This is a genomic window from Polynucleobacter sp. MWH-UH23A (assembly GCF_040409805.1).
Lineage (GTDB): Bacteria > Pseudomonadota > Gammaproteobacteria > Burkholderiales > Burkholderiaceae > Polynucleobacter.
On sequence record NZ_CP099572.1, the window covers coordinates 856,934 to 883,724 of the forward strand.

General features: G+C 45.4%; 23 protein-coding genes and 1 tRNA gene. 12 read left to right on the forward strand and 12 right to left on the reverse strand.

Annotated elements, in window-relative coordinates; genetic code table 11:
• Positions 1-8: 8 nt before the first annotated feature.
• Genes NHB35_RS04565 through NHB35_RS04585 form a run of 5 tightly spaced genes read right to left on the reverse strand, consistent with a single transcriptional unit; the run spans position 9 to position 4,198 of the window.
• Entirely contained in the window at positions 9-422 is a 414-nt protein-coding gene (locus NHB35_RS04565) for a biopolymer transporter ExbD (RefSeq protein ID WP_173955595.1), read from the reverse strand.
• Positions 423-424: 2 nt separating this feature from the next.
• On the reverse strand, positions 425-1,117 hold the full coding sequence (locus NHB35_RS04570) for a MotA/TolQ/ExbB proton channel family protein (RefSeq protein ID WP_353433212.1): 693 nt from the start codon (positions 1,115-1,117) through the stop codon (positions 425-427).
• Between the two features lie 5 nt (positions 1,118-1,122).
• The gene (locus NHB35_RS04575; protein ID WP_353433213.1) at positions 1,123-1,803 is read right to left on the reverse strand and encodes an energy transducer TonB; all 681 of its coding nucleotides are present in this window, start codon (positions 1,801-1,803) and stop codon (positions 1,123-1,125) included.
• Entirely contained in the window at positions 1,800-2,627 is an 828-nt protein-coding gene (gene murI / locus NHB35_RS04580) for a glutamate racemase (RefSeq protein ID WP_353433214.1), read from the reverse strand. The genes NHB35_RS04575 and murI overlap by 4 nt, the downstream gene beginning before the upstream one ends.
• Before the next feature lie 47 nt (positions 2,628-2,674).
• Positions 2,675-4,198: a fumarate hydratase gene (locus tag NHB35_RS04585; protein WP_353433215.1), complete on the reverse strand. Its 1,524-nt coding sequence runs from the start codon at positions 4,196-4,198 to the stop codon at positions 2,675-2,677.
• 178 nt (positions 4,199-4,376) lie between these two features.
• Here NHB35_RS04585 and acs point away from each other — a divergent pair, with 178 nt between their 5' ends.
• From acs to NHB35_RS04615, 6 genes are all read left to right on the forward strand, one after another.
• Complete coding sequence (gene acs, locus NHB35_RS04590) at positions 4,377-6,350, forward strand: acetate--CoA ligase (protein ID WP_353433216.1); 1,974 nt, start codon at positions 4,377-4,379, stop codon at positions 6,348-6,350.
• Between the two features lie 59 nt (positions 6,351-6,409).
• Positions 6,410-6,500: transfer RNA gene (locus tag NHB35_RS04595), tRNA-Ser, on the forward strand.
• 114 nt (positions 6,501-6,614) lie between these two features.
• A complete protein-coding gene (locus NHB35_RS04600; RefSeq protein WP_353433217.1) occupies positions 6,615-8,339 on the forward strand; it encodes an amidohydrolase family protein in 1,725 nt (574 codons plus the stop codon).
• A 26-nt stretch (positions 8,340-8,365) separates the two neighbouring features.
• Positions 8,366-8,671: a YciI family protein gene (locus tag NHB35_RS04605; RefSeq protein WP_353433218.1), complete on the forward strand. Its 306-nt coding sequence runs from the start codon at positions 8,366-8,368 to the stop codon at positions 8,669-8,671.
• A 69-nt stretch (positions 8,672-8,740) separates the two neighbouring features.
• Positions 8,741-9,097 (forward strand): DUF6516 family protein, encoded by a 357-nt coding sequence (locus NHB35_RS04610; RefSeq protein ID WP_353433219.1) that lies wholly within the window; start codon positions 8,741-8,743, stop codon positions 9,095-9,097.
• Positions 9,094-9,441 carry a winged helix DNA-binding protein gene (locus tag NHB35_RS04615; RefSeq protein ID WP_353433220.1) on the forward strand — a complete coding sequence of 116 codons (348 nt, stop codon included), beginning with the start codon at positions 9,094-9,096 and terminating at the stop codon, positions 9,439-9,441. Before NHB35_RS04610 ends, NHB35_RS04615 begins: the two co-directional genes overlap by 4 nt.
• Positions 9,442-9,443: 2 nt before the next feature.
• On the opposite strand, the gene NHB35_RS04620 is transcribed toward NHB35_RS04615, so the two are convergent.
• A complete protein-coding gene (locus NHB35_RS04620; RefSeq protein WP_353433221.1) occupies positions 9,444-10,034 on the reverse strand; it encodes a DUF1080 domain-containing protein in 591 nt (196 codons plus the stop codon).
• Between the two features lie 156 nt (positions 10,035-10,190).
• Here NHB35_RS04620 and NHB35_RS04625 point away from each other — a divergent pair, with 156 nt between their 5' ends.
• The 6 genes from NHB35_RS04625 (at position 10,191) to NHB35_RS04650 (ending at position 20,927) form a co-directional block, all read left to right on the forward strand.
• A complete protein-coding gene (locus NHB35_RS04625) occupies positions 10,191-12,563 on the forward strand; it encodes a DUF748 domain-containing protein (protein WP_353433222.1) in 2,373 nt (790 codons plus the stop codon).
• A 9-nt stretch (positions 12,564-12,572) separates the two neighbouring features.
• Positions 12,573-12,797, forward strand: a complete 225-nt coding sequence (locus NHB35_RS04630; protein WP_353433223.1) for a hypothetical protein — start codon at positions 12,573-12,575, stop codon at positions 12,795-12,797.
• Between the two features lie 185 nt (positions 12,798-12,982).
• Positions 12,983-14,785 carry an NAD(P)H-dependent oxidoreductase subunit E gene (locus NHB35_RS04635; protein WP_353433224.1) on the forward strand — a complete coding sequence of 601 codons (1,803 nt, stop codon included), beginning with the start codon at positions 12,983-12,985 and terminating at the stop codon, positions 14,783-14,785.
• 29 nt (positions 14,786-14,814) lie between these two features.
• On the forward strand, positions 14,815-17,709 hold the full coding sequence (gene fdhF, locus NHB35_RS04640; protein ID WP_353433225.1) for a formate dehydrogenase subunit alpha: 2,895 nt from the start codon (positions 14,815-14,817) through the stop codon (positions 17,707-17,709).
• A 101-nt stretch (positions 17,710-17,810) separates the two neighbouring features.
• Complete coding sequence (gene nadB / locus NHB35_RS04645) at positions 17,811-19,466, forward strand: L-aspartate oxidase (RefSeq protein WP_353433226.1); 1,656 nt, start codon at positions 17,811-17,813, stop codon at positions 19,464-19,466.
• A 72-nt stretch (positions 19,467-19,538) separates the two neighbouring features.
• Complete coding sequence (locus tag NHB35_RS04650) at positions 19,539-20,927, forward strand: TAXI family TRAP transporter solute-binding subunit (RefSeq protein WP_353433227.1); 1,389 nt, start codon at positions 19,539-19,541, stop codon at positions 20,925-20,927.
• A 130-nt stretch (positions 20,928-21,057) separates the two neighbouring features.
• Here the strand turns inward: NHB35_RS04650 and NHB35_RS04655 are convergent, their stop codons facing one another.
• The 6 genes from NHB35_RS04655 to pgi form a co-directional block, all read right to left on the reverse strand.
• On the reverse strand, positions 21,058-21,330 hold the full coding sequence (locus tag NHB35_RS04655; protein ID WP_353433228.1) for a BrnA antitoxin family protein: 273 nt from the start codon (positions 21,328-21,330) through the stop codon (positions 21,058-21,060).
• The gene (locus NHB35_RS04660; protein WP_353433391.1) at positions 21,290-21,502 is read right to left on the reverse strand and encodes a BrnT family toxin; all 213 of its coding nucleotides are present in this window, start codon (positions 21,500-21,502) and stop codon (positions 21,290-21,292) included. Before NHB35_RS04660 ends, NHB35_RS04655 begins: the two co-directional genes overlap by 41 nt.
• Before the next feature lie 229 nt (positions 21,503-21,731).
• Positions 21,732-22,586, reverse strand: a complete 855-nt coding sequence (gene nadC, locus NHB35_RS04665) for a carboxylating nicotinate-nucleotide diphosphorylase (protein WP_353433229.1) — start codon at positions 22,584-22,586, stop codon at positions 21,732-21,734.
• Between the two features lie 80 nt (positions 22,587-22,666).
• On the reverse strand, positions 22,667-23,794 hold the full coding sequence (gene nadA / locus NHB35_RS04670) for a quinolinate synthase NadA (RefSeq protein WP_353433230.1): 1,128 nt from the start codon (positions 23,792-23,794) through the stop codon (positions 22,667-22,669).
• Positions 23,795-23,833: 39 nt separating this feature from the next.
• Entirely contained in the window at positions 23,834-25,219 is a 1,386-nt protein-coding gene (locus NHB35_RS04675) for a phosphomannomutase/phosphoglucomutase (protein WP_353433231.1), read from the reverse strand.
• A gap of 5 nt (positions 25,220-25,224) precedes the next feature.
• Positions 25,225-26,727 (reverse strand): glucose-6-phosphate isomerase, encoded by a 1,503-nt coding sequence (pgi, locus tag NHB35_RS04680; RefSeq protein WP_353433232.1) that lies wholly within the window; start codon positions 26,725-26,727, stop codon positions 25,225-25,227.
• Positions 26,728-26,791 lie beyond the last annotated feature (64 nt).

Consider the following 26,791-nt stretch of genomic DNA (forward strand, 5'->3'; position numbering starts at 1 on the left):
TTAGAACGCTAGTTAGGCTCTGTCACAAACCCCAGTTTTGTTAGCCCTGCACGGCGGGATGCGGCCAGTACTTGGGCGACATATTCATACTTCACAGCTTTGTCGGCACGCAAATTAATTTCTGGTTGTGGATCTTTTTGTGCTGCTTTTTCTGCATAGCCATCAAAGGTCTTGAGGTCGATTTGAGTGCTATTCCAAAAAATTTGACCTTTAGCATCAATCGTCAATTGCACGGATTCAGGTTTGACTTCATTACGCACGCTATTGGCTTTAGGTAACTCAACTTTTACCGCTTGCTGAATAACGGGAAGGGTGATGATAAAGATGATGAGCAATACCAACATGACATCGACCATGGGTGTCATATTGATTTCCGCCATGATGGCGTCATCGTTTTGATCGTCTTGCAAATGAAACGCCATGCTTATTCTCCAGAATTCACGCGGGCGCCAGTGACAAAATAAGCTAACAAATCATTGCCGAATCGATTGAGGTCGGCCACAAACAATTTATTAGCGCGATTAATCGCGTTAAAGCCCAATACCGCTGGAATCGCCACAGCAAGACCTAGGGCGGTCATAATCAACGCCTCACCAATCGGACCGGCCACTTGATCAATTTGGGCGCTGCCAGAGCTACTAATAGAGATCAAGGCATGGTAGATGCCCCATACGGTACCAAATAGACCAATAAAAGGTGCGGTTGCACCAGTTGAGCCTAAAAAGGTTAGACCCTTTTGCAGGCTGGCGGCTACGCCATCAATGCTGTTCTTAATGTTTCTTGCCATCCACTCTGAATAGTTCAAGGTTTGGAGCAATTCACGATGATTGCTTGATTGACCTTGATGGTGAACAGAAGCGCTGCTCGCAGATTTGGCAATCTGATAGTAAGGATTGCTAGCGGGGGTGCTAAAGGATTGCAAGCCTTGCTCAAATGAGTTCGCATGCCAAAATTGATCAAGCTCAGGTTTGAGTTTGCGAAGATTGCGCAATTCCCAAAGACGGGTAAGCAAAATAACCCAAGTGATGATTGAGCAGGCTAGCAGAGCAATTGCCACAAAGCGGGTAATGCCGTCGCCTTCAAGCCAGAGATTTGCAATTCCAAATGGTGTATTCATAGCACTTAATTCTTGAGGTTAAATTTAATTAAAAGATTCGTTGAAATTCGTTGGGGTGAGCCATTGACTAAAAAAGGTTTAAAGCGGTAACGTCGGCCGATATCGGTAGCAGCGCGATCAAGTCTAGGAAAGGTGCTTGATTGCAATATGGCAACATCTTCAACTTCACCCGTTTCAGAAATAATTAAACGCACCACTACCGTTCCTTGCTCTCCAGATCTCTTGGAGAACGAAGGGTAATACGCATCAGCATCAGGCTGGAACACGACAATCAGTTTACCAATGTCTGTTTGTATAGGGGTGCCACTTGCTCCGCCTGAAGTTGCTGGTGCTACAGCGGCATTTTGTGTCTGACTTTGAGCAGATGATTCACTCTTTTGTGTAGGGGTATTTTGCGTTTGGGGTGTAGGTATTTTTGGAGAAGTCTTGTCCTCTACAGTTTTCTTTTTTGGCTCTTCTTTAGGTTTTGGCGGTGGCGCAGGGGGTTGCTGACTTTTGCTTGAGGCAGTATCGGGACTCACAAGGTTCGCCATGACGCGTTCGTCATCTACACGGGTAGGTTTAGAAGACCAGTGTAAAAATTCTAAAGCTGGTAATGCATGCAGCAACAGCACAATACCAATAATAATGCGTTCGCTTTTTGTAAACGGTAGACGTTCATCAACCTTTTGCCAAAATGGACTCATGACACAGATCCCAGCTGCGCTGTACTAACGCGGTGGTTCTTTAGATCGGAGTGCATTAAATCTTGCGCCATCTTCAAAAGTGCATGCTCATCTTTGCTGCTAAAAAAATGTACCGCACCATATCGCGCTGTATCGGCGTTAGGAAAATCTGCTGCTGGATTAAGTGCAAGCCCCTCTAATTGTCGCTTCAATTGTTTTACTACCGCTTCACTGGTATCAATGAGGGTAATCTTGTCACCCAGTAATTTACGAATTGCTTTTCTTAAAAATGGATAGTGGGTGCAGCCTAACACAATGGTGTCCGAACCTGCAAGCTGAATAGGTTCTAAATGCTTTGCCAGAAGTTCTAAGGTTTCTCCATCATTCGCTTTACCTGCTTCAATCAATGGAACTAAACCTGCGCCAGCTTGTTTAATAAATTGACAATCAACAGGTAGCGTAGAAAGTAGGGCGTTGAACTTATCACTCTTCAAAGTGGCTTCAGTTGCTAGGACGCCAACGATGCCGTTTGCCGATTGCATGGCAGCAGGCTTAATACCTGGTTCAACCCCCACAATGGGGATTGGGATTGCTGCGCGAATATCCTTAATTGCTTGTGCAGTTGCAGTGTTGCAAGCAACCACAATGGCATCACAACCTGCCCCAGCGAGATGCTTGCAAAGGCTTAAGCTGCGCTGCGCAATCCAATCGGGAGATTTTTCACCATAAGGTGCGTTTGCTGAATCAGCTAAATAGATATAGTCGTGTTGTGGAAGCTGGCGTAGCGCCTCATCCAAAATGGATAAGCCACCAACGCCAGAATCAAAAACGCCTATTAACGACAATTCAGTGTCAACTCAGTACCAAGTTAAAACTAGTCAACAAAAATGAATTAAGCAATCTTGACGGGAATACCGCCAATCTTTGCTTGCCATTCTTTTGGACCAGTCTCATGCATTGAGATGCCTTCCGAATTCACGGCAACGGTCACTGGCATATCTTTGACTTCAAATTCATAGATGGCTTCCATGCCTAAATCAGCAAAGCCAACTACTTTAGAAGCCTGGATTGCTTTAGAAACGAGGTAAGCGGCACCGCCTACTGCCATGAGGTATGCAGACTTATGTTTCTTAATGGCTTCGATTGCGACGGGACCACGTTCTGCTTTACCAATCATGGAAAGCAAGCCAGTTTTGGCTAGCATCATTTCAGTGAACTTATCCATACGGGTGGAAGTAGTGGGACCAGCTGGACCAACAACCTCATCGCGAACAGGATCTACTGGGCCAACGTAATAGATGACTCGGTTTTTGAAGCTCACTGGTAATTCTTCGCCTTTAGCAAGCATATCCTGAATGCGTTTGTGTGCTGCATCGCGACCAGTTAAAATTTTGCCATTCAGCAGTAATGTTTCGCCTGGTTTCCAACTCGCTACTTCTTCCGCAGTCAAGGTATCTAAATTCACACGCTTTGATTTTTGAACGTCTGGTGTCCACGTCACATCAGGCCAGTCGGATAGGGAGGGCGCCTGAAGTTTTGCAGGGCCATCGCCGTGCAAATGGAAATGCACGTGACGGGTCGCCGCGCAGTTTGGAATCATGGCAACTGGTAATGAAGCGGCGTGAGTTGGGTAGTCCAAAATCTTGATATCCAAGACGGTGGCCAAGCCACCCAAGCCTTGGGCGCCAATACCGAGTTTGTTGACCTTATCGTAGAGTTCTAAACGCAATTCTTCAATGCGGTTCTTAGGGCCACGCTCAATCAATTCTTGAATATCGACTGGACCCATCAAAGCTTCTTTAGCCATGAGCATGGCTTTTTCTGGAGTGCCACCAATACCAATACCCAGAATGCCAGGCGGGCACCAGCCAGCACCCATGGTTGGGACAGTTTTAAGTACCCAATCCACAATGGAGTCAGATGGGTTAAGCATCACCATCTTGGCTTTGTTTTCAGAGCCGCCACCTTTTGCGGCGCAAATGACTTCAACATCATCGCCCGGAACAATTTCATAATGAACCACGGCAGGGGTGTTATCGCCGGAGTTCTTGCGTTTACCTGCTGGGTCGGTTAATACGGAGGCACGTAAAGTATTCTCAGGATTAAGGTAAGCGCGACGAACACCTTCATTCACCATCTCAGTAACGCTCATCGTGGCATCTGCCCATTGAACATTCATACCAATTTTCAAAAAGACCACGGCAATACCAGTGTCTTGGCAAAGTGGGCGATGGCCTTCAGCGCACATACGACTATTGGTCAAAATTTGGGCAATCGCGTCCTTGGCTGCCTCACCTTTTTCTAAGGAATAAGCCTTACCCATGGCATCAATAAAGTCCTTGGGGTGGTAGTAGGAAATGAACTGAAATGCGTCCGCAACGCTTTGAATGAGGTCGTTTTGTTTAATCTGAGTCATGGTTTTTTTGGCTTATTTCCACATTAATAGTAAGGTTTGCCCTATTTTAAGGGTTTGCCATAGAGCAAATCCCAAGTGTTTTCACTTATCTTCGTAACTCTTGAGGGGGTATAACCCATCATTTTGCTGGTTTTTGGCAAAAAAAGAACATTGTTTATTAAAAAGAGGGCAGTGAAGCATGGAACCATTAAAGCAAGAAAACCGCGTTTTTAACCCACCTGCAGACTTTGTAAAGGGTGCGGCTATTCCAGGCATGGATGCCTACAAAAAGCTTTGCGCTGAAGCTGAAAAAGATTATGACGGTTTCTGGGGTCGCCTCGCTAAAGAGAATATCTACTGGAAAAAGCCATTTACCAAGGTCTTGGATGAGTCCAAAGCGCCTTTTTATAAATGGTTTGAAGATGGCACAACCAATGCTTCTTATAACTGCTTAGATCGCCAAGTTGAAGCTGGTCTAGGTGATAAGACCGCTATTATTTTTGAAGCTGATGATGGCACTGTTACTAAAGTTAGCTACAAAGAGATGCTTGAGCGTGTTTGCAAAATGGCAAACGCACTGCGCAAGATGGGCATCAAGTCTGGCGACACTGTCATAATTTATATGGCGATGACTATTGAAGGTATTGTGGCAATGCAAGCATGTGCTCGTATCGGCGCAATTCACTCCGTAGTGTTTGGCGGTTTCTCTGCGCAAGCATTGCGTGATCGCATTATTGACGTTGGCGCTGTTGCTGTGATTACTGCTGATGGTCAGTATCGTGGTGGCAAGTCATTACCGTTAAAAGCCATCTGCGACGAAGCACTCTCAACAGGCGAGTGTGGCAAGGTTAAGCATGTGATCGTGAGCAAGCGCACAGGTACTGCGATTGATATGAAGGCGGGCCGTGACGTTTGGATGCAAGACATTGTGGCCAATGAGTCAACAACTTGTGAGCCAGAGTGGGTCAGTGCTGAGCATCCACTCTTTATTCTCTACACATCTGGTTCTACTGGTAAGCCAAAGGGTGTGCAGCACTCAACTGGTGGTTACCTCTTGTGGGCAATTCTCACAATGAAGTGGACCTTCGATATCAAGCCAAACGATGTCTTCTGGTGTACAGCTGATATTGGTTGGGTAACAGGTCACTCATACATCACATACGGTCCACTCGCAGTAGGCGCCACTGAGATTGTGTTTGAAGGTGTGCCTACTTATCCAAATGCTGGTCGTTTCTGGGAAATGATCCAAAAACACAAAGCAACGATTTTCTACACAGCACCCACTGCAATTCGTTCATTGATCAAAGCATCAAGTAATGATCAAGCAGTGCATCCAAAGAGCTATGACTTATCTTCTTTGCGTCTATTGGGTTCAGTTGGCGAGCCAATTAATCCAGAGGCATGGATGTGGTATTACGAGAATGTGGGTGGCTCACGTTGCCCAATCGCTGATACCTTCTGGCAAACCGAAACCGGTGGCCATATGATTTCTCCATTGCCAGGCGCAACACCAATGATTCCAGGTTCATGCACATTGCCGTTACCAGGTATTCAGGCGGCAATTGTGGACGAAGCTGGTCATGACGTTCCAAACGGAAACGGCGGTATCTTAGTTGTGAAGCGTCCATGGCCTTCCATGATCCGTACCATTTGGAATGACCCGGATCGTTTCGTGAAGTCTTACTTCCCAGAAGAGTTAGGTGGCAATCTCTATCTCGCGGGTGACGGTGCTATTCGTAACAAAGAAACTGGCTACTTCACCATTACTGGTCGTATCGATGACGTTCTGAACGTATCGGGCCACCGTATGGGCACAATGGAAATTGAATCATGCTTAGTTGCTAATCCATTAGTTGCCGAAGCTGCAGTAGTAGGTCGCCCAGACGATCTGACTGGTGAAGCGATTTGTGTATTCGTGGTTCTCAAGGGCGGTCGTCCAACTGGTGAAGATGCTAAGAAGGTTGCCACTGAGCTGCGTAACTGGGTTGGTAAAGAGATTGGTCCGATTGCCAAACCAAAAGATGTTCGCTTTGGTGATAACTTGCCTAAAACCCGTTCAGGCAAGATCATGCGTCGTCTCTTGCGTGTGATTGCGAAGGGCGAGGAAGTGACTCAAGACACATCCACTTTAGAAAACCCAGCAATCTTGGAGCAACTTAAAGAGTCTCTCTAAGGCGTATTTACTGGGATTTGGGGTAAAACCCTTTCGGCAATCGTATAATCATCGGTTCCGGAAGGGTGGATGAGCGGTTTAAGTCACACGCCTGGAAAGCGTGCGTAGGTTAATAGCCTACCGCGGGTTCGAATCCCGCCCCTTCCGCCAAATAATATGAAACCACCTCCGGGTGGTTTTCTTATGCCCATAAAACTACCTATCTGTAAGCATTTCAAATTCCGCTATGCTTAGCTATCCAATCCATTCTTAAAGAGATTTGAAATGAAACGTTTAATGCAAAGAGCTTTACTCTCATTTGGCCTCATCGCTAGCTTGCATATGGCTAACGCAGCCACAAATCAAGCTGGACAGTCTGCCGACACCATTTTTTATGGCGGACCTATTCTGACGGTGAATGCAAAAAACGAGGAGGTGCAATCGCTTGCTATCCAAGATGGAAAGATTGTTGCGGTTGGTAAGAAAGATACTGTCGTAAAAAAATGGCAGGGTGCCAACACTAAGGTAATTGATCTTCAAGGCAAAACATTGATGCCGGGCTTTGTAGAGCCACATATTCACATTGTGATGACGGCGATGACAGAAGTCCTCTGGCTCAATTTATCTAATTTCACGCCTCAGTACGACACCTTGGATTCGCTTAGTCAAAAGCTTAAAGCAAGGTTAAAGACGCTACCAAAAGGCCAGTGGTTGGGTGCATTTGGTGTAGATCCATCTCGTACACAACCCTTTATGGCTGAGTTAACTGCAGACGTTTTAGATAAAGTATCGACAGAGGTGCCTATTGCGGTCATGAATCAATCAGGTCATATTTTGTATGTGAACCATAAGGCGCTTGAGCTTGCGGGCATTACGGATAAAACGCCCAATCCTGGAGACGGTGGCATTTATATGAGGGATGCTCAGGGACGCTTAACAGGTGTCGTAGTCGAGGCGCCAGCTATTTTGTCCATTCTTAAGCATGTGCCACCTCCATCTGAAGCCGAATTAGCGGCAGCCATGCAAAAAACCGCCAAGATGATTGCTTCCAAGGGCGTGACCACTTCGGCTGAAATCACTCTGGGTTTAATGCTGGGTTTAGATAATGAATCAAAATTATTTAATGCTATGACACATAGTGGCGATTTCCCGATTCGCGTTAGAGCCTATCTATATGGGCCATTATTAGCAAACGGTACAAATGGCATCAAGCCAAATGATGGTGACGATAGATTGCGTTACGTGGGTGTGAAGTTTGTTTCAGATGGATCCACCCAAGGCATTACTGCGGCTTTGAATGAGCCCTATATTTACCCTAAGGGCACAACATTTCGTGGCAACTTAGATTACTCTGATGATCAAATATACAAGATGACTAAGCCTATTTTTGATCAAGGCTGGCAGATTGCGACGCATGCCAATGGTGATCGTACTATTGAACAAACCCTCAACACCTATGCCAAGTTATTAGCTAATTCACCTGATCCAAAGGCGCGTCGTTTGCGTATCGAGCATTTCACAATCAATACTCCTGAGCAGGTGAAGCGTGCAGTGAAGTTAGGCGTGATTCCTGGCTTTACGATTGGGCATGTAGATTATTGGGGAGAGGCATTTCATGACAAGATTGTGGGCCCAGAGCGTGCAGATCGCATTGATCCATCCGGCTCATTTAAAAGAGAGGGCGGACGCTTTGCTTACCATAGCGACTCCCCAGTTTCCAATGTAGGACCATTAAATTACATTTCCGAAGGTGCTGGTCGTCTGTGGCAAAAAGAACCGCGCAAAGTTTTGGGCCCCAATGAACGAGTGTCAGTTGATGATGCTATTCGTGCGGTAACTATCAACGCCGCTTATGAAATGTTTTTTGACGATAAGGTCGGTAGTCTTGAAGTAGGTAAACAAGCTGACTTAGTAGTCTTATCAGCAAATCCTAAAAAGACTCCTGTTGATCAGATCCGCAATATTCAGGTTAAGGAAACTTGGATTGATGGTAAAAAGCAGTCTTGGTAAGCTGGAAAACCACTTAAGGAAAAAACATGATTTTTGCAATTTTATTAATGGATAGACCTGGGACTGCGGACTTACGTCTGAAGGTTCGCCCCGAGCACCGCGCTTATTTAGCTCAACAAGCTGAGCGGATGGCATTTGCTGGCCCGCTTACTTCTGAAGATGGTCAAACAGTTACAGGAAGCCTTTTGGTAATGGATTTTCCAAGTCGGGCCGCAGTAGATGAGTGGTTAAGTAACGAGCCTTTTACCAAAGCAGGTGTCTACGAAAAACCCGTTATCCATGTATTTAACAATATGTGGGCGCAAAAGGTGGGGTTTCCGCCAGCGGCATAAGCCCGCCATACCCATGTTAATTCATGGGTTGTCATTTTTGATATATCATTAGTTGATATAGTATGGGCGATGAAAATTGATGGCATCTCCACATTACTAGAATTGCATCAACAGGTGATTGATCAAGAGGATGGTTATTGGGTGAAGATAGACACTTGGCAAGTAGTGCCAACAGATGCTATTCCGCACGGAATTCGATATTCTTTAACGCTGCATAATCCTGCTGGTGAGCGTATTCTTGGCTATGACAATGCACATGCATTCAAGTCGATAAGATCATATGCAGGCAGGAAGTTCCCATATGATCATAAGCATCGTAATTCCAAAGATCACGGCACTAGATATGTGTTTAAGGATGCCTATCAGTTATTGAGTGATTTCTTTATTGATGTTGATAAAGCGCTAAAAGTGGATAAAGCAAAATGAAAGTCATCAAAATTGGTATTGCATCTCAGGCAGATATCCGTAAACGGATGTTGGCAATTGCAAAAGGGGATATAAAGGCAAAGCCCAGCGATCCAAAAATATGGTTCACTTCTATGCGATCGCTTGCTCAAGTTCTTAGTGATGAAAATCGCGCATTATTGGATGTGATTCGATCATCCAAGCCAGTCTCTATTTCTGAGTTGGCTGAGATGACCGGTCGTAAACAGGGAAACCTATCAAGGACCCTCAAAACGATGTCGAATTATGGTCTTGTAAAAATACAAAAACAAGACAGATCACTTAAGCCAATTGCATGCGGTGACCGTATCGAAATATTTGTTTAAAACTAAATTGGCTTAATTTGAAGTTTTCTAAATTTCACAACGCCACCTGCGGACTGAAGTGCAATTGGACCTTCGGCAAAGCGGCTATCCTGTCCATCACCTACGGTCACCACACCATTTAGACTCACTTTAAAGTGAGATCCAGTGGCTACGATTTCCATAGTATTCCAACGACCGCCTGCTTTGTGGATAGGATTAACCTTGGCAACATCCACAATAGCCCCGGTTGCATAGGCTTGCTCAGGACGTGTATCCCAAATATTGACCTCATATCCATTGGCAGCAGTAATTTTATTGGGATCTTGGCAGCGAATAAAGATGCCGCTATTAGTTTCAGATTCTGCCCAAAACTCGGCTTTGATAATGAAGTTTTTATAGGATTTTGTACTAACTAAAAAACCCATCGGCTTATTGCCTTCAATGATTCCATTGCCGATAACCCAGTTGGCATTACCCACAATATTCCATCCGCTGAGGCTAACGCCATCGATGAGGTCGACAAAACCATCTTGATTTTGAGCGGTGGCGAGATTGCTTATGCACATCTGCATACAGAGGCAAAACAGTGCTGCGAACTTAAGAATGGTTTTCATGATGTCTCCCGGGTTATTTAGTTATATTTGTTACACATTCTGTGATAATTTTCATTGTTACTGATATTGCTTGATAAAGACAAGTAGATGCTTTCCCTGAATAAACCCATAATTTACCTCTGGTGTCGCAGGGCATTAGGCGCTTTGCTAGCGGTAGTGATTCTATTTTGGGTGGCATGTCATGCATTTGTACCTGGTCTATTAAAAAAGACAGTATTGGAATATGGTCAAAAAATTGGCTATGAAATCACCTATCAAGATTTGAGTTTGTCTCCTTTGCGTTTACGCATGACCGTAGATGGTTTTCGCCTAGCAAAAAAGGATGGGGATCAGTTACTAGAACTAAAAAAACTAACTATTGACTTCAAGTGGACAAAGCTTATGCTGGGGGAGGTGGGCTTAGATGCGGTTTTGCTAGATGAGCCAAGATTATTGATTGAGAAAAAGGCAAGTACAAAAGATGGGACTTCTAGGACTTGGAACTGGCAAGAACTATTCCTTGCCATTGAGAAAAGCTTTCCGCCCAAAGATGAGGTCACAGAAAATGCAAAACAAAATGCGCCACTAAAGATCTCAGTGGAAGAGTTTGAAGTAAGCGGTGCATCGCTTCGTTTGGTGGATGCTTCAACTCAATTGAGGGGGGAGTTAAAACCCTTTTCAATTAAATTATTTGATGTAGCTAATTACAACCAAAAGGGTGTTGTCTCCGGGGTTCGTGGTCAATATGACTTTAATCTAGGCTCTTTGCAATTAGCCATCCCTGGTATGAATAAAACGATCGCGTTTGATCATGTTGCAATAGCGGGTAGCTTGAGTAATCCCAGCCTCAATATTTTGGCGGCGCAATTGGATCTGAGTTTAGATGGAGGGAAAATCTTATCCCACTGGGATTTAAATACTGCATCTAAGATATTTGAAGGTAAGGTCAAACTGCAAAACCTTAAAGCTGCACCTTGGATTGCAATGTTGTCAGCTAATAAAGAGTTGGTGGCCAAAAGCGGCGAAATTAATGCGGATTTGTCTATCAAGTTGAGCAATGAATCAAATAGCATTACTGGAAACGCTCAGCTCAATAAAGTCTCTGTGCTTGAGAAGGGTGAAAAATCACCTTTAATTGATTGGGACCTGGCGGATATTCGCCATTTTGAATTCAAAACTATTGGCGCAGGGACAAAGCAGTCAAGCGCCTTAACGATTGATGAAGTCTTGTTAGAGCGCCCAATACTTCGTTTTGAAATTAACGCACAGGGGCTGTCTAATTTTCGCCGTCTATTTTCTAGAGCTGCCGAAGGTGATTCGGCTGGTAGTCTAGCCAAGGAGGATGCACCAAAGAATTCAAAAGGTACATTTGGATTAGATATTCGATCTGTCAATCTGAAGTCTGGCGAAGTATTTTTCACAGACATGGCAATGAAGCCAAATTTTCATGTTGATGTACAGAAATTTAGTGCGAGCTTTGTTGGTGTTAGCAATACACCTGGGCGATTTGCTGCTGTCGCGATGGCAGGAGTGGTGGCGAACACGGGGAGTATGCGTGCTAAAGGTCAAACTTCTTTTGACGACCCGCGACGTAATCATGACATCTTCATGAGCTTTAGGAACTTGCCGCTCACGACATTCAATCCTGCGGTAATGACCTATGCTGGATATCAAATTACGGGCGGCAAACTTAACCTGAATCTGAATTACCGTGCAAAAGATGGTCAACTAAATGGTAGCAATCAAATCATTATTAAGAATATTCAGCTAGGCGATGAGGTGGAGAGCTTTCAGGGAAAAAAATTGCCGCTAGGCCTAGCCATTGCGCTTTTGGAAGATTCTGATGACACCATTGATGTAACTGTGAAAATTGCTGGAGATGTAGATTCACCAGAATTTAGCGTTAGTGGCCTAGTGTGGCAGGCGATTGGTAATGTACTCACTAATGTGACTACTGCACCCTTTAGGGCGTTGGCCTCTATTCTGGGTATGAACTCTGATGAGGGCGTTAATGCCGTGCCTGGCGAAGCTGTATTTTTGCCAGATGATCAAGAGCGCTTGGAAAAATTTGGTCAGTTCCTTATCAAGAGACCAAATGCCATTATGGAAATTATTGGTACCTATGATCCAGTGCAAGATAAGCAGGCGATGGCAAGAGCAAGAGCAGATACTGCGATTTTGAAAGATGCTGGATTTAAGTTGCAATCAGGTGAACCGGTGCCATTCCCTAGCCTGTCTGATCCACGAATTCAGTCGGGCTTAAAGGCGGCATATGCCCAATATATTGGTCGCATCAAACTGGGGCAACGCTTGCTGTCGCTTCCTGAAGGCGAGGCTCGTAATGAGCAATTGCACAATGAACTGATTGCGGGCATCGAAGTCACAGAGGTAGAGTTAAAAGCCCTTGCCAAGCATCGCGCTCAACTCGCTTTTGAAATGATGTCTAAAGAGAATCCGAATCTAAAAGAGCGTATTAGTGTTGGCGATGTGAAGACTGTAGAGGGTGGTAAGAACGGGATTCCGCTCGATATGCAACTCAGAATCAAGTAGACTTGAGCCATGAAATCATCAAAAATGCGCTTAATTTGGCTTCCTACTGTCTTATTGACTATGGCTTTAACCGCCTGCGGCTCAATAGAGCAGGCTGCTCAGGATGACTGCACCTCAATTGGTTGGCAAATTGGCAGCAAGGGCTACCAGGACTGCTACAAGGCAAGACTCTATGAGCGCAAACTGGACTATTCATTGCCACCAGGTGATCAGCCTTCCCCATCTTTGCTATAACTAGGGTTTACCCTTACAAATACCCTTTAAATCTCCCTTGAGCTTAGTCAAGGACTTAGCGCGGGAAATAACCCAAAATCTGCTGTTAAATGGCAAAAAACCCCTTTTTTGGGGGGATATGCATGCGAGCACGTATTGCAAACCAAGTACTAAAAACGAATTTTAAAAAACAGAGACAACAGAATATGAATCACCCAAAGCCTTCCAAAGAAGTCAACGCGGTCGCTGTTGCAACTGCAGATGATTTGCGGGAGACCATTCGTCGCAAAAGTAAATTAAAAGGTCGTCAAGCAGATGATGCTTCGATCGCTGAAGTACGACAGTTAATTGGCAATGCGCCGCATCGCCGTGATTTGTTAATTGAAAATCTACACAAGCTCAATGATGAATATCGCGCGTTGCATGATCGTCATTTAGTTGCGCTGGCAAAAGAAATGAATTTGCCAATGTCTGAGGTATATGAGGTAGCTACGTTCTATCACCACTTTGAAGTGGTCCGTGGTAATGATCCTGTTGCTGACATCACTGTGCGTGTATGCGATGGTGTTGCCTGTGAATTAGCGGGAGCGAAAAATTTATTAGCTAAGTTACCCGCGCTGTTGGGTAACCCCAATGTGAAAGTGGTGGCAGCTCCATGCGTGGGCCGCTGCGAACAAGCGCCAGTAGCAGTAGTGCATCAATATCCAGTCATATTCGCTACCGCAGACAAGGTAGAGGCTGCAGTCAATAACAAACTCACCACCCATCCATTGGCAAAGGATGATGCTAGCTTTGAGCCTGCGACATTGGCAGAGAAGGGTGTTTCACCTCAGGGCGAGAACCAGGCTATTTCACCTGACTATGTTGGTTATGAGTCTTACCGAGCTAAAGGTGGTTATGCTCTAGCTAAAGAAATTGTAGAAGGCAAACGTGATGCAGAAAGCATCATCAAAGCCATGGAAAATTCTGGTTTGCGCGGTTTGGGTGGCGCAGGCTTCCCTGCAGGTCGCAAGTGGCGCATTGTCAAAGATCAGGTGGCGCCTAAATTAATGGCGGTCAATATTGACGAGGGCGAGCCAGGCACATTTAAAGACCGCACCTACCTTGAGCGTGACCCACATCGTTTCTTAGAGGGTCTTTTGATTGCTGCCAATGTAGTAGGTATTGATGCTTGCTACATCTACTTGCGTGATGAATATCACGGTTGCCGTGAGTTGCTAGAAAAAGAGCTGGCCAAGCTCAAAGCTAATCCACCATTTGCGATTCCGAATATTGAGTTGCGCCGCGGTGCTGGTGCCTACATTTGCGGCGAAGAATCCGCCATGATTGAAAGTATTGAAGGCAAGCGTGGTGAGCCCCGTATGCGCCCACCATACATTGCGCAAGTCGGTTTATTTGGTAGACCAACGCTAGAGCACAACTTTGAGACTTTGTATTGGGTGCGCGATATTGTGCAGTGTGGTCCAGAGTGGTTTAGCTCTTATGGTCGTCATGACCGTAAAGGTTTGCGTAGCTACAGCGTTAGTGGTCGCGTAAAAAATCCTGGAGTGAAGTTAGCGCCAGCTGGAATCACGATTCAAGAGCTCATTGATGAGTACTGCGGTGGTATGCAAGACGGTCATCAGTTCTATGGCTATTTGCCTGGTGGCGCATCAGGCGGCATCTTGCCAGCAACCATGAATGACATTCCGCTCGACTTTGATACTTTGCAGCCTTATGGTTGTTTCATTGGTTCCGCAGCTGTAATGGTATTTAGTAATCAAGATAAAGCGCGCGATATGGCTCTTAACGTAATGCACTTCTTTGAGCATGAGAGCTGTGGTCAATGTACACCGTGCCGTGTAGGCACCGGCAAAGCAGCCAAACTCATGCAGGCCAAATCTTGGGATCAAAAAACGCTTGAAGATTTGGCAACTGTAATGGTCGATGCTTCGATCTGTGGTTTAGGTCAAGCAGCGCCAAACCCCATTCGCTGTATTCATAAATATTTCCCACAAGAAATCGTATAGGTTAAAGATCAGGGAAGAACGAGACAGATATGAACGCACCAACAAATCCAAAAGAACTCGAATTGCAAACTGTGGAATTCAAGTTAGATGGCAAGACGATTGTTTCCTATGAAGGCGAAACGATTCTCAAGGCGGCTAAACGTCATGGCATTGATATTCCACATCTGTGTTTTAAAGATGGTTATCGTCCAGATGGTAACTGCCGTGCTTGCGTAGTTGAAATCAATGGCGAACGTACTTTAGCCCCAAGTTGCTGCAGAAGTGCAACCCCAGGCATGGAAGTCAAAGCCAATAGTGAACGTGCTCTTAAGAGCCAGAAGCTCGTTTTAGAAATGCTGCTCTCTGATATGCCTGATGAAGGTTTTAAGTGGGTAGGTAATTCTAAAGAAGAAGAACAAAAACAACAGCATGGTGAGCTGAGTACTTGGGCGGCGCGTATGGATGTCACTGTCCGTCCTGAGCTCAAAGCACTACGCCGTGAAAAAGTCAGCAATGATCTCTCCCATCCAGCGATGGCGGTAAACCTTGATGCGTGTATTCAATGCAATCGTTGTGTGCGTGCTTGTCGTGAAGAGCAGGTGAATGATGTGATTGGCTACGCTATGCGTGGCGCGCATAGTGAGATCGTATTTGACCTCAACGACCCAATGGGCGAGAGCACTTGCGTTGCTTGCGGTGAATGTGTGCAAGCTTGCCCAACTGGCGCATTAATGCCAAAAGGATTGATTGGTTCGCAAACTGTGGATCGTAAGGTTGATTCTGTATGCCCATTCTGTGGTGTCGGTTGTCAGATTACCTACAACGTTAAAAATGACAAGATTGTCAGCGTTGAAGGTCGTGACGGTCCAGCGAACCATAATCGTCTGTGCGTTAAAGGGCGTTTTGGTATGGATTACATCCATAATCCCCAGCGCTTAACTAAGCCTTTGATTCGTAAACCAGGTGTTCCAAAAGATGAATCGATTTTGGAAGGCAAACAAGATTGGTCTGATATCTTCCGTGAAGCAACTTGGGAGGAAGCGCTTGATTTTGCTGGCGGCAAACTCAAAGAGCTTAAAGATAAGCATGGCCTAAAAGTGCTAGCGGGCTTTGGCTCTGCTAAAGGTAGTAATGAAGAGGCTTACTTATTCCAAAAACTTGTTCGTACTGGCTTTGGTAGCAATAACGTCGACCACTGCACCCGTCTTTGCCATGCATCATCTGTGGCCGCACTATTAGAAGGTGTCGGTTCCGGTGCTGTAAGTAACCAGGTCAATGATGTTGAGCACTCTAGCTTGATTATGCTGATTGGTTCTAATCCAACTGCAAACCATCCTGTAGCAGCAACTTGGTTTAAGAATGCTGCTAAGCGTGGCGCCAAATTGGTATTATGCGATCCACGCAAGACTGAAATTAGTAAACATGCTTGGCGCACCATGCAGTTCAAGCCCGACACTGATGTGGCCATGCTCAATGCCATGATCTACACGATTATTGAAGAAGGCTTGGCAGATAAAGAATTCATCGCTAATCGCGCAAATAACTTCGAAGCTCTTAAAGAAAATATTAAAGGCTACAGCCCAGAAGCAATGGCGGCAATCTGTGGCATTCCAGCAGAAACTTTGCGTGAAGTTGCTAGAGAGTTTGCGACTACGAAATCAGCAATGATTTTGTGGGGCATGGGTGTGAGCCAGCACGTGCATGGTACTGACAATGCGCGTTGTTTAATTGCCTTGGTCAGTATCACTGGTCAAATTGGAAAGCCTGGATCAGGCTTGCACCCACTGCGTGGTCAAAATAACGTGCAGGGCGCCAGTGATGCTGGATTGATACCGATGATGTTCCCAAATTATCAGCGTGTAGATAATCCAGAAGCGCATGCTTGGTTTGAGAAGTTCTGGAATACTCCGCTAGATAAGAAACCCGGATACACCGTTGTTGAAATCATGCACAAGATTACCGCCCCTGATAGCGACCCGGACAAAATCCGTGGCATGTATATTGAGGGTGAAAACCCTGCAATGAGTGATCCGGATTTAAATCATGCTCGTCATGCGCTCGCATCTCTTGAGCATTTGGTTGTGCAAGACATTTTCATGACTGAAACTGCATTATTAGCAGACGTCGTATTGCCAGCAAGTGCTTGGCCAGAGAAGGTGGGCACTGCAAGTAATACTGACCGTATGGTGCAGATGGGTAGAAAAGCAGTAGAACCTCCGGGTGATGCCAAAGCCGATTTGTGGATCATTCAAGAGATTGCTAAGCGAATGGGATTGAACTGGAATTATCAGGGTCCTGACGCTGGTGTAGCTGAGGTTTATGAGGAAATGCGTCAAGCAATGCATGGCGCAATCAAAGGTATTACCTGGGATCGTTTGGTAAAAGAATCGAGCGTGACCTATCCATGCCTATCCTTGGAAGATCCAGGTCGTCCAATCGTATTTGATGATGAGTTTGCTACGCTGGATGGCAAGGTGAAACTAGTTCCAGCAGACATCATTCCTGCAAATGAGCGTCCAGACTCTGAATATCCATTTGTACTCATTACGGGTCGTCAGTTAGAGCATTGGCATACTGGCAGCATGACCCGTCGCGCAACCGTATTGGACGCGATTGAACCCATGGCGACCGTATCCATGAACGGTGAAGATATGACTCAGCTAGGCGTATCTTCAGGCGATGTAATTACTGTGCAATCGCGCCGTGGTGAGGTTGGTATTTATGTGCGTAGGGACGATGGCACACCTAGAGGCTCTATCTTTATTCCATTTGCCTACTATGAGGCAGCAGCTAACCTCATTACTAACCCAGCTTTAGATCCGTTTGGCAAGATTCCGGAGTTTAAGTACTGCGCGGTGAAGTTAAGCAAAGGTGGTGAAGCCTCTAAGATTATGGGTTATGGCACTAATGCTCCTAACGGACCAAAATTGACAGTGAACGTTTAAGAGTTAACAAAATTTAGCAATAAAACCAGTAAATGGGCTCCTTTAGGAGCCCATTTACTTGATTCAACCAAAATAGGTTTGCCCATTAAAATAACTCTTTTATGGCTAGTTCCAAACCATCTTCCTCACAAACCCAGGGCAAGTTGCCCGTTCTCATCATTGGTGCAGGGCTTGCGGGCTTAACAGTTGCTCTGCATATGGCAGAGAGCCAGCCAGTCATTTTGATGGCCAAGCGTGGCCTCAATGAAGCAGCAACTGCATGGGCGCAAGGCGGTATCGTTGGTGTAGTCGATAAAGAGCATGACAGCATTGATGCTCATGTGGCTGATACATTAAATGCAGGTGCAGGCTTAGTAGTGGAATCTACTGCGCGCTACATTGCCGAAGAAAGCGCTGAGGCAATTAAATGGTTGGTGGAACAGGGCGTTCCGTTTACCGAAGATAAATCTGGTCCGATGGGTTTGCATCTCACGCGTGAAGGCGGGCATAGTCATCGACGCATTGCGCATGCTGCCGATGCCACAGGCAAAGCCATTCATGAAGTGTTGCTTGATAAGGCCAAGGCACATAAAAATATTCAGATCCTGGAGCACTGGATTGCTTTAGATCTCATTACCAATCGACATCTCGATGTAAAGACACAGCGCACTAAACCCAATCGTTGTTATGGTGTCTACGCTCTAGACATTAACAATAATCGTGTAGAAACGATTGCCGCTAAGTCAGTCGTACTCGCCACAGGCGGTGTGGGTAAAGTCTATCGCTATACCAGTAACCCTGATACCGCTACTGGTGATGGAATCGCCATGGCTTGGCGTGCTGGTTGCCGCGTTGGCAATATGGAATTTATTCAGTTTCATCCAACCTGCTTGTATCACCCCAGTGATAGAACATTCTTGATTACGGAAGCCATGCGTGGTGAAGGTGGCTTATTAAAGCTGCCAAACGGTACGCGTTTTATGCCCGAGCATGATGAGCGCAATGAATTAGCGCCTCGGGATATCGTCGCTCGTGCTATCGACTTTGAAATGAAAAAGCACGGCTTAGACTATGTACATCTAGACGCTACTCATTTAGGCGAAGCTTTTATCAAAGAGCATTTTCCAATGATCTATGCCCGTTGCTTAAGCTTGGGTCTAGATATCACTAAGGAACCTATTCCAGTAGTTCCTGCAGCGCACTATACCTGTGGTGGCGTTGTAACCGACCTGAAGGGCCGTACCGACTTACCAGGTCTATATGCCGTGGGTGAGGCTACATATACCGGTTTACACGGCGCCAATCGTCTGGCCAGTAACTCACTATTAGAGTGTGTTGTGATTGGTAAGGCAGCAGCGCAGGATATTTCTGCTCTCAATGCACCAGAAGTGCCAAATCTGCCCCTTTGGGACGAAAGCCAGGTCGAAGATGCTGATGAGCAGGTGGTTATTGCCCATAACTGGGATGAATTGCGCTCGCTCATGTGGAACTATGTGGGTATCGTGCGAACCAATCGTCGATTAGAGCGCGCACTACACCGCATTAAATTACTTCGTTATGAAGTTCAAGAGTATTACGCCAACTTTAAAGTGACCCGTGACCTAATCGAGTTACGTAATTTGTTGGAATGCGCTGAGCTTATTGTGCGTTCGGCCCTGATGCGTCGCGAGAGTAGGGGATTGCACTACAGTCGTGATTACCCTGGAACTTGGGCGGTATCCTATCCAACTATTCTCACGCCACAAATGGATAGTGCCGAGAGTGTTCAAGAAGCATAGTTTCTAAAACTCCAGAATTGCCAAGTTCTATCCTTTTGGTGCTAAGCTAAGGCATCTTTTTCGGGAGTGCCTATGGCCAGCTTTAAAGAGGATGTATCTGAGCATATTGCTGCCGTATATCAAACGGTGATCGATGAGGCTAAAAGCTGGATTAGCCTATTAAAAGAAATCTGGCCACTACTCTTTCTCCTATTACTCGGTTTGAGTATTCTGCTGTGGTTTGCTAAACCAGCCCCTCCCAATAAGGTTCTGATGGCAACGGGAGTCGGCGGATCTTACAAAGCCCTTGGTGAGCAATATCAAGCCTACTTTAAGAGTAAAGGCATTCATTTAGAGCTAGTTGAGACACATGGCTCGCAAGAAAATTTGCAGCGACTGATTGATCGCAAGGATCCAATTCAGGCGGCATTTGTTCAGGGTGGCTTGATTAATGTAGATTACCTATCAGGCGTAGAGTCTCTAGGTAGCGTTGATTTTGAGCCGGTGTGGGTTTTCTATCGCCACAAACTCTATGATGAGACTAAGCATATCTTAGATCGTGATATTGCCAAACTCAAAATCAATATTGGCCCAGTTGGTAGCGGCACGCACACTCAGGCTTTAAACATCTTTAAGCTCAATGATTTATCCGCAAACTCTCCAAACTTACTTTCATTACCCAATGCGGATGGTGTTGATGCATTACTAAGTGGAGAGATTGATGCCATCATATTGGTCGATGGTTTTGAGTCTAAGAATGTTCAAAAACTTATTAAAAATCCAGAAATTCATTTAGCGAACTTTGGCAGGGCGAATGCCTATACTCGCTTAATGCCTTATTTTGAGGAGCTGACCGTTCCGATGGGTGGGTTTGATTTAGGGAAAAATATTCCCGATCACCCAATACAGCTCATTTCAACAACAACAAATTTATTAATCGATGACAGGCTGCATCCAGCAATCCAAGCCCTGTTCTTAGAGGCGGCTAAAGAGATTAATGGTAAAAAGTCCTACTTTGCCAAGTCAGGTCAATTTCCAAGTTATCTCAATACCGAGGCACCCTTGAGCAGTGAGGCGAAGTATTACTACGAGAAGGGTATGCCAGCCCTAATGAAGTATTTGCCATTCTGGCTCGCTGAATTTATTGAGCGGATGTTTGTATTGCTGTTGCCATTTGCAGCCTTTGCCTACCCAATTATTAAGTCGATTCCTACTTACCGTACGAATTTAGCTAAAAAGCAGATTAATTCTGTTTATAAAGAGCTCGATAAGTTTGAAAAGGATACGCTAGAGTCATTTGACCCGAATCGACTAGAGCAATACATTGAGGTTCTCAATGCGATGGAGTTGAAGGTAATTAATTCGAAAGCCTCTAAGTTAGTGACGGCTGATTGCTATAGCCTGCGAAACAATATTGAATTTATTCGTAATGCTCTAGAAAAACAGATGCTTTATCGGGGTAGGGACGGGCTTACTAGCTAGGCAGCTGAATGCTCAGCGCTGGTGCTTCCTTGGGGGGGTTGTGATTAAGATAAATCAGATTGTTTGAAGCTCAACCATTCTGACTCCGCACATTGATCATGCTTCTGAGGATTTTTATTTCTAAATCCTTTTAAAGTACACCCTTTGAAACCGCTTCTTTAATATGATTGCTCAGACGTGTCTGCCATCCTTTACCGCTAGCACGTAGCTTTTCAAGTACATCAAAATCCAAGCGTAGGCTCAACATTATTTTGGTATTTTTAATGGGGGGGCGACCAACACCTCGCTTAATTAAAGTGTCCCGAACATAAACATGTGCATCTCGAAACCATTTCTCATCGAGTTCGGGTGCATCATCTGGATCAACCCAATCTTTCGACATATTTTTTGATTTCACGTTCATTTGCTCTCCTTAAGCTGATAATTCTTTTGCTGTTGCCTCTATACGTCCAGACCAACACAATTGGAAGGTGATACAAATGGCCAAAAGTGATAATCCTTGTTTCCCCATAATTCTTCCTGTCGTCTAGTTGGTTCATATGGGGCGAAGTAAAGACTTCGCTTGATCTCGCCATATCTAGTCCACGAGTAAATAGTGTGATTTCTCGCTTTGCATGATCAAATTCAATCAATAGTCCACCTAATTAATGTATATACAATAATAATTAATATCAATACAAAAATTGAGGACCAATCACTGAGCCCCAATAAATGCATGGGGTATTAGTCTAAAAATGAAAAACCCTACTGAATATCAGTAGGGTTTGAAGAGGGTGTCAGTAAAAAACGGCGAATTGAAAGGGGTTACAAAACTCGCATCGAAAAATCTACTGCAATCACATCTTTAGTGAGCTTGCCCAGGGAGATGCGATCAACTCCAGTAGTGGCAATCGCACGCATTTGTTCTAAATTGATTCCACCAGAAGCCTCTAACAGTGCGCGACCAGCAGTGATAGCTACTGCTTGCTTCATTTGATCGGTTGTAAAGTTGTCAATCAAGATGTTTTTAGCTCCAGCAGCCAGAGCTTCTTCTAATTCAGCAAAATTCTCAACCTCAATCTGAATATCCACGCCTGAGTTCAATGCTTGTGCTTTCTTAAGCGCTGCAGTAACGCTACCTGCTGCAGCAATATGATTTTCTTTAATCAAAACGCCATGCCATAAAGCAAGGCGTTGATTTTGGCCGCCACCAATTCTCACTGCATACTTTTGGGCTTGGCGTAGACCAGGAATGGTCTTGCGAGTATCGAGCACTGCGCAACCTTTAGGGTTGGGGCTTGCGCCAGCGATGGCATCTACGTGTTGGCGTGTAATGCTAGCTGTCCAAGATAGGGTCTGTAGAAAATTAATGCAGGTGCGCTCAGCGGAGAGCAGGGCTTGAGACTCAGCCGATATATCGCAGACTTTGGTGTCCGCTTTCATCAAATCGCCTTCCATGTAATGCCAGGTGATTTTGGCATTAGGATCCAATTTCTTAAGGGTACCCTCAAACCAATCTACACCACAGAGCACCGCATCTTGGCGCACAATCAATTGAGCCTGCAACGTTTTGTTAGGTACTAGCTTTGCAGTCCAATCGCAAATGCCCAAATCTTCCATGAGTGCATCATGAATATTGCGTTGACGAGCTTGCTCTAAGGTTTCGTTGAAGTCGAACATGAATAAATTAAAGAAATGGAGTAATTAATTGAGCAATGAACAAAAGCCAAAAGAAATGAACTATATGAACTAAATAAACCTTAGGCAGCGCCAATATTTTTTACAAATCCGTGCTGTGCTTTTGCTAAGAGCTCAGGGTGGTGAGTTGTGAAATCGAGCATGCGCTCAATGCAACTTAAAGCCTGGTTCCGTATGGGTTCATCAACAAAGATTTCACCTGAAGCATTTTCTAGGCAATCCAAGATACCCTGCAAGCCATTCATGGCCATCCAAGGACAATGGGCGCAGCTCTTGCAGGTGGCGCTATTGCCAGCAGTAGGGGCTTCAATCAGTTTCTTATTAGGGGCAAGTTGGCGCATACGATGCAAGATGCCTTTATCAGTCGCCACAATATATTCGGTTGCAGAACCTTCAACGACTGCCTTAATCATGGCAGAGGTCGAGCCCACCACATCGGCCAAATCAACCACAGCTTGTGGGGATTCAGGGTGAACCAAGATCTTGGCATTGGGGTGCGCGGCTTTGAGAATCTCCAACTCAGCCGCTTTGAATTCATCATGAACAATACAGGCGCCATTCCAAAGGAGCATGTCTGCACCAGTTTGCTCTTGAATATACCTACCTAAGTGGCGATCAGGTGCCCACAGAATTTTTTTGCCTTCCACTTTAAGTTGATGAACAATCGCTAAAGCGCAAGAGCTAGTTACCATCCAATCGGCCTGAGCTTTTACAGCAGCCGAGGTATTGGCATAAACCACCACCACACGATCAGGGTGTAAAGCACGAAACTTGGCAAAGTCATTAGCATCACAACCCAAATCAAGAGAGCAGGTCGCTTCGAGATCAGGCATAAAGATGCGCTTTTCAGGAGACAAAATTTTGGCAGTCTCACCCATAAAACGTACACCAGCCACAATTAAATTCTTAGCGGGGTGATTTTTGCCAAATCGAGCCATCTCTAAAGAGTCTGCAACAAAGCCACCAGTCTCCAGCGCTAAATCTTGAATATCACCATCAACATAGTAATGAGCGACTAGAGCAGCATCTTTTTCAATCAAGAGCTGTTTGATACGAGCAATGACAGCTGCTTTTTCAGGTCCAGCTAAATGAGGGGGAACTTTTGCCCAAGCTTGGGCAGTGCAGGTGATCCCAGCCGAGTCTTGCTGGGGGTAGTCAAAAGCAATAGGAGCTCTAATTGTTAAGTTCATAAGAAATCTTAATTCACTTCACAGATTTCTGTGCGAATGCTAAAACGGCAACTTTGCATCTGGCTTAGCCGCCAACAATACTGCTTTAAACTCCGCCTGAATACGGGCAATCGCTTCTTCACTATCAGCCTCAAAACGCATCACCACTACCGGAGTGGTATTCGATGGTCTAGCAAGACCAAAGCCATCAGCATACTCAACTCGCACGCCATCAATCGTATTAATCGATTCAGAAGTGGGGAACTTGGCGCTGGCTTTGATGACTTCCAAGAGTTCAAAAGGCTCACCTTCAGCGCATGCTAATTGCAACTCAGGGGTGCAAATGGCATTGGGTAAATCGTTGAGTGTCTTGTTTGAATCTTTTTCTTTAGAAAGAATCTCTAGCAATCTTGCGCCAGTATAAAGACCATCATCAAATCCAAACCAACGGTCTTTAAAGAAGATATGGCCAGACATTTCACCAGCAAGGGGGGCACCAGTTTCCTTAAGTTTGGCTTTTACTAAAGAGTGACCTGTTTTCCACATGAGTGGCTCACCACCATGCTGCTTAACCCAGGAGGCTAAGTTGCGAGTACATTTGACGTCATAAATAATCTGGCCACCAGCATTACGAGATAGAACATCTTTGGCAAACAGCATCATTTGGCGGTCAGGGAAAATGACTTGACCATCTTTAGTGACCACACCAAGTCGATCGGCATCACCATCAAAAGCTAAACCAAGTTCGTTATCAGTAGTTTGTAGGTTTTTAATGAGATCCTGTAAGTTCTCAAGATGCGCAGGATCTGGGTGATGATTCGGAAAATGTCCATCGACTTCACAAAAGAGCTCTTGTACTTCACAACCGAGCGCTCTAAATAATTGACCCGCAAATGCACCGCCAACGCCATTGCCGCAATCAACGGCAATTTTCATGGGGCGAGCTAGTTTGACATCGCCAACAATATGCCTGAGGTACATCGGGAAAATGTCGAACGTGCTGCGAGTTCCTTTGCCTGTAGCAAAGTCTTTGGCTTCAATGCGCTTGCGTAGATCCTGAATCTGAGCGCCATAAATCGCGGCACCACCGAGAACCATCTTAAAACCGTTGTAGTTTGGCGGGTTATGACTCCCGGTAATCATGATGCCTGACTTGGGCTTTTTGCCATCAAGTACTTGATTAGCACCAAAGTAGACCATTGGTGTAGCAACCATTCCCAGGTCAATCACATTAATACCAGTAGACAGTAAGCCTTCAGTCAATGCTTCAATCAGGCTGGGCCCAGATAAGCGACCATCACGACCAATCACGATTTCAGTTTCGCCAAGATTGCGCATCTCAGTACCAAATGCTTGGCCAATCAGTTTGGCAATTGATGGATCGAGCGTTTGATCAATGATGCCGCGAATATCGTAGGCTTTAAAAATTGATGGTGACAGTTGCATAAGGATTATTGATTAAGAAGATTAATGCGTGCTGCAGTAACCGCATCGATGCTGTCACTTGCTTGAATATTGCTCTCGCCACTGCTAAGTGCTTTTTCAATTGGCTTAGCAAGGACTTTGCCGTATTCCACACCTGGTTGATCAAAGCTATTGATATTCCATAATGCACCTAAAGTGGCTGCACGGTTCTCATATAGGGCAAGCAGGGCGCCGAGATAGAAGGCGTTGAGCTCGGGTAGCAGCAATAAATTACTTGGCCGCTTGCCAGGGTAAACGTCATTTGGGTTGTCTGCTGACTTGCCATGAGCCAAAGCCTGAGCTTGTGCCAGGCAATTGGAGAGTAAGATACGGTGATGTGCTACAGCTTCTGGGCGATCACTCATGGGTTTGCGTACTGCAATGAAATCAATGGGGATGATTTCAGGGCCTTGATGAAACAGTTGAAAGTAGGAGTGCTGAGCATTACTACCGGCGCTACCAAAGACTACTGGCGACGAATGCTTAACGGGTTTACCATCTTTGCCGATACTCTTACCATTACTTTCCATGTCTAGTTGCTGCAACCACTTTGGAAACCAATCTAATGCATCAGCATACGGGATAGCGGAGTACGCTTTAATGTGATGTTTTTCTTGTTGATGCAACAGGGCAAGTGCCATGATGACTGGAAGGTTTTCTTCTAGAGGGGCATTTCTGAAATGCACATCCATGGCATGTGCGCCAGCCAAGAACTCTTCAAAGGTCTTAAAGCCATATTGCAAAGCAATCGGCAGGCCTACGGCTGACCACACGGAGTAGCGACCGCCAACCCAGTCCCAAAATGGGAAGATGTGGTCTTTTTCAACACCAAATGCCTTTGCCGCTGGCACATTAGCGGTCACTGCATAGAGGGCCTTGCTAATTTGACTATTGGTGAGACCATTCTCTTTGAGCCAAGCTGCGACCGCTTTGGCGTTCATAGTGGTCTCTAAGGTCGTAAATGACTTAGAGACAATGATGACTCTGGTGCTGTGGGGTAATGCACGATTTAGTATCCGTGCTAACTCTGCGGTATCAATATTGGCAAGAAAATGCATGCGCATGCCATGGCTTTCGATACCTGATACGTGCGCAAGTGCCTCAATCGCCAAACGGGGGCCAAAGTCAGAGCCGCCAATGCCGATATGAATGACATCGGTAACGCCAACCCATTTATTGCAAAGCGCTTCGATGCGATGCCAAACTTCACTAACGGCTGGCATGACATCTTTGCCGTCTAAGAGAACGGGGTCTTTTGAAAGGTTGCGCAGTGCGGAGTGAAGCGCAGGGCGATCTTCACTTTGGTTGATATGTTTGCCAGCAAACATATCAGCAATAAATTCAGGCAGCTTCGCTTTGCGGGCAAATGAAAAGAGATCTTCCCACTGTGCTGTGCTGATATTTTGATAGGCCGTATCTAAAACGACATCTACAGCCGCAATAGCGGTCTTAGGTAGGTTTTGTGTAGTTTGGGAAGGCCGTAAGGACATTTTTAGATTTTATCAATAACTCTATGAAAACCCCCTTAAAACACTGAAAATGTTAGGATTTCAG

Excerpts from the sequence above, each read along its gene's own strand:
- nadB (WP_353433226.1), top strand. The coding sequence starts at position 17,811 with ATGGCTAGTTCCAAACCATCTTCCTCACAAACCCAGGGCAAGTTGCCC.
- NHB35_RS04675 (WP_353433231.1), bottom strand. The coding sequence starts at position 25,219 with ATGCAACTGTCACCATCAATTTTTAAAGCCTACGATATTCGCGGCATC.
- NHB35_RS04610 (WP_353433219.1), top strand. The coding sequence starts at position 8,741 with ATGAAAATTGATGGCATCTCCACATTACTAGAATTGCATCAACAGGTG.
- NHB35_RS04600 (WP_353433217.1), top strand. The coding sequence starts at position 6,615 with ATGAAACGTTTAATGCAAAGAGCTTTACTCTCATTTGGCCTCATCGCT.
- pgi (WP_353433232.1), bottom strand. The coding sequence starts at position 26,727 with ATGTCCTTACGGCCTTCCCAAACTACACAAAACCTACCTAAGACCGCT.
- NHB35_RS04565 (WP_173955595.1), bottom strand. The coding sequence starts at position 422 with ATGGCGTTTCATTTGCAAGACGATCAAAACGATGACGCCATCATGGCG.
- NHB35_RS04660 (WP_353433391.1), bottom strand. The coding sequence starts at position 21,502 with ATGGCGAGATCAAGCGAAGTCTTTACTTCGCCCCATATGAACCAACTA.
- NHB35_RS04605 (WP_353433218.1), top strand. The coding sequence starts at position 8,366 with ATGATTTTTGCAATTTTATTAATGGATAGACCTGGGACTGCGGACTTA.
- NHB35_RS04620 (WP_353433221.1), bottom strand. The coding sequence starts at position 10,034 with ATGAAAACCATTCTTAAGTTCGCAGCACTGTTTTGCCTCTGTATGCAG.
- NHB35_RS04570 (WP_353433212.1), bottom strand. The coding sequence starts at position 1,117 with ATGAATACACCATTTGGAATTGCAAATCTCTGGCTTGAAGGCGACGGC.
- NHB35_RS04650 (WP_353433227.1), top strand. The coding sequence starts at position 19,539 with ATGGCCAGCTTTAAAGAGGATGTATCTGAGCATATTGCTGCCGTATAT.
- NHB35_RS04615 (WP_353433220.1), top strand. The coding sequence starts at position 9,094 with ATGAAAGTCATCAAAATTGGTATTGCATCTCAGGCAGATATCCGTAAA.
- acs (WP_353433216.1), top strand. The coding sequence starts at position 4,377 with ATGGAACCATTAAAGCAAGAAAACCGCGTTTTTAACCCACCTGCAGAC.
- NHB35_RS04635 (WP_353433224.1), top strand. The coding sequence starts at position 12,983 with ATGAATCACCCAAAGCCTTCCAAAGAAGTCAACGCGGTCGCTGTTGCA.
- NHB35_RS04575 (WP_353433213.1), bottom strand. The coding sequence starts at position 1,803 with ATGAGTCCATTTTGGCAAAAGGTTGATGAACGTCTACCGTTTACAAAA.
- nadA (WP_353433230.1), bottom strand. The coding sequence starts at position 23,794 with ATGAACTTAACAATTAGAGCTCCTATTGCTTTTGACTACCCCCAGCAA.
- NHB35_RS04630 (WP_353433223.1), top strand. The coding sequence starts at position 12,573 with ATGAAATCATCAAAAATGCGCTTAATTTGGCTTCCTACTGTCTTATTG.
- fdhF (WP_353433225.1), top strand. The coding sequence starts at position 14,815 with ATGAACGCACCAACAAATCCAAAAGAACTCGAATTGCAAACTGTGGAA.
- nadC (WP_353433229.1), bottom strand. The coding sequence starts at position 22,586 with ATGTTCGACTTCAACGAAACCTTAGAGCAAGCTCGTCAACGCAATATT.
- NHB35_RS04655 (WP_353433228.1), bottom strand. The coding sequence starts at position 21,330 with ATGAACGTGAAATCAAAAAATATGTCGAAAGATTGGGTTGATCCAGAT.
- NHB35_RS04585 (WP_353433215.1), bottom strand. The coding sequence starts at position 4,198 with ATGACTCAGATTAAACAAAACGACCTCATTCAAAGCGTTGCGGACGCA.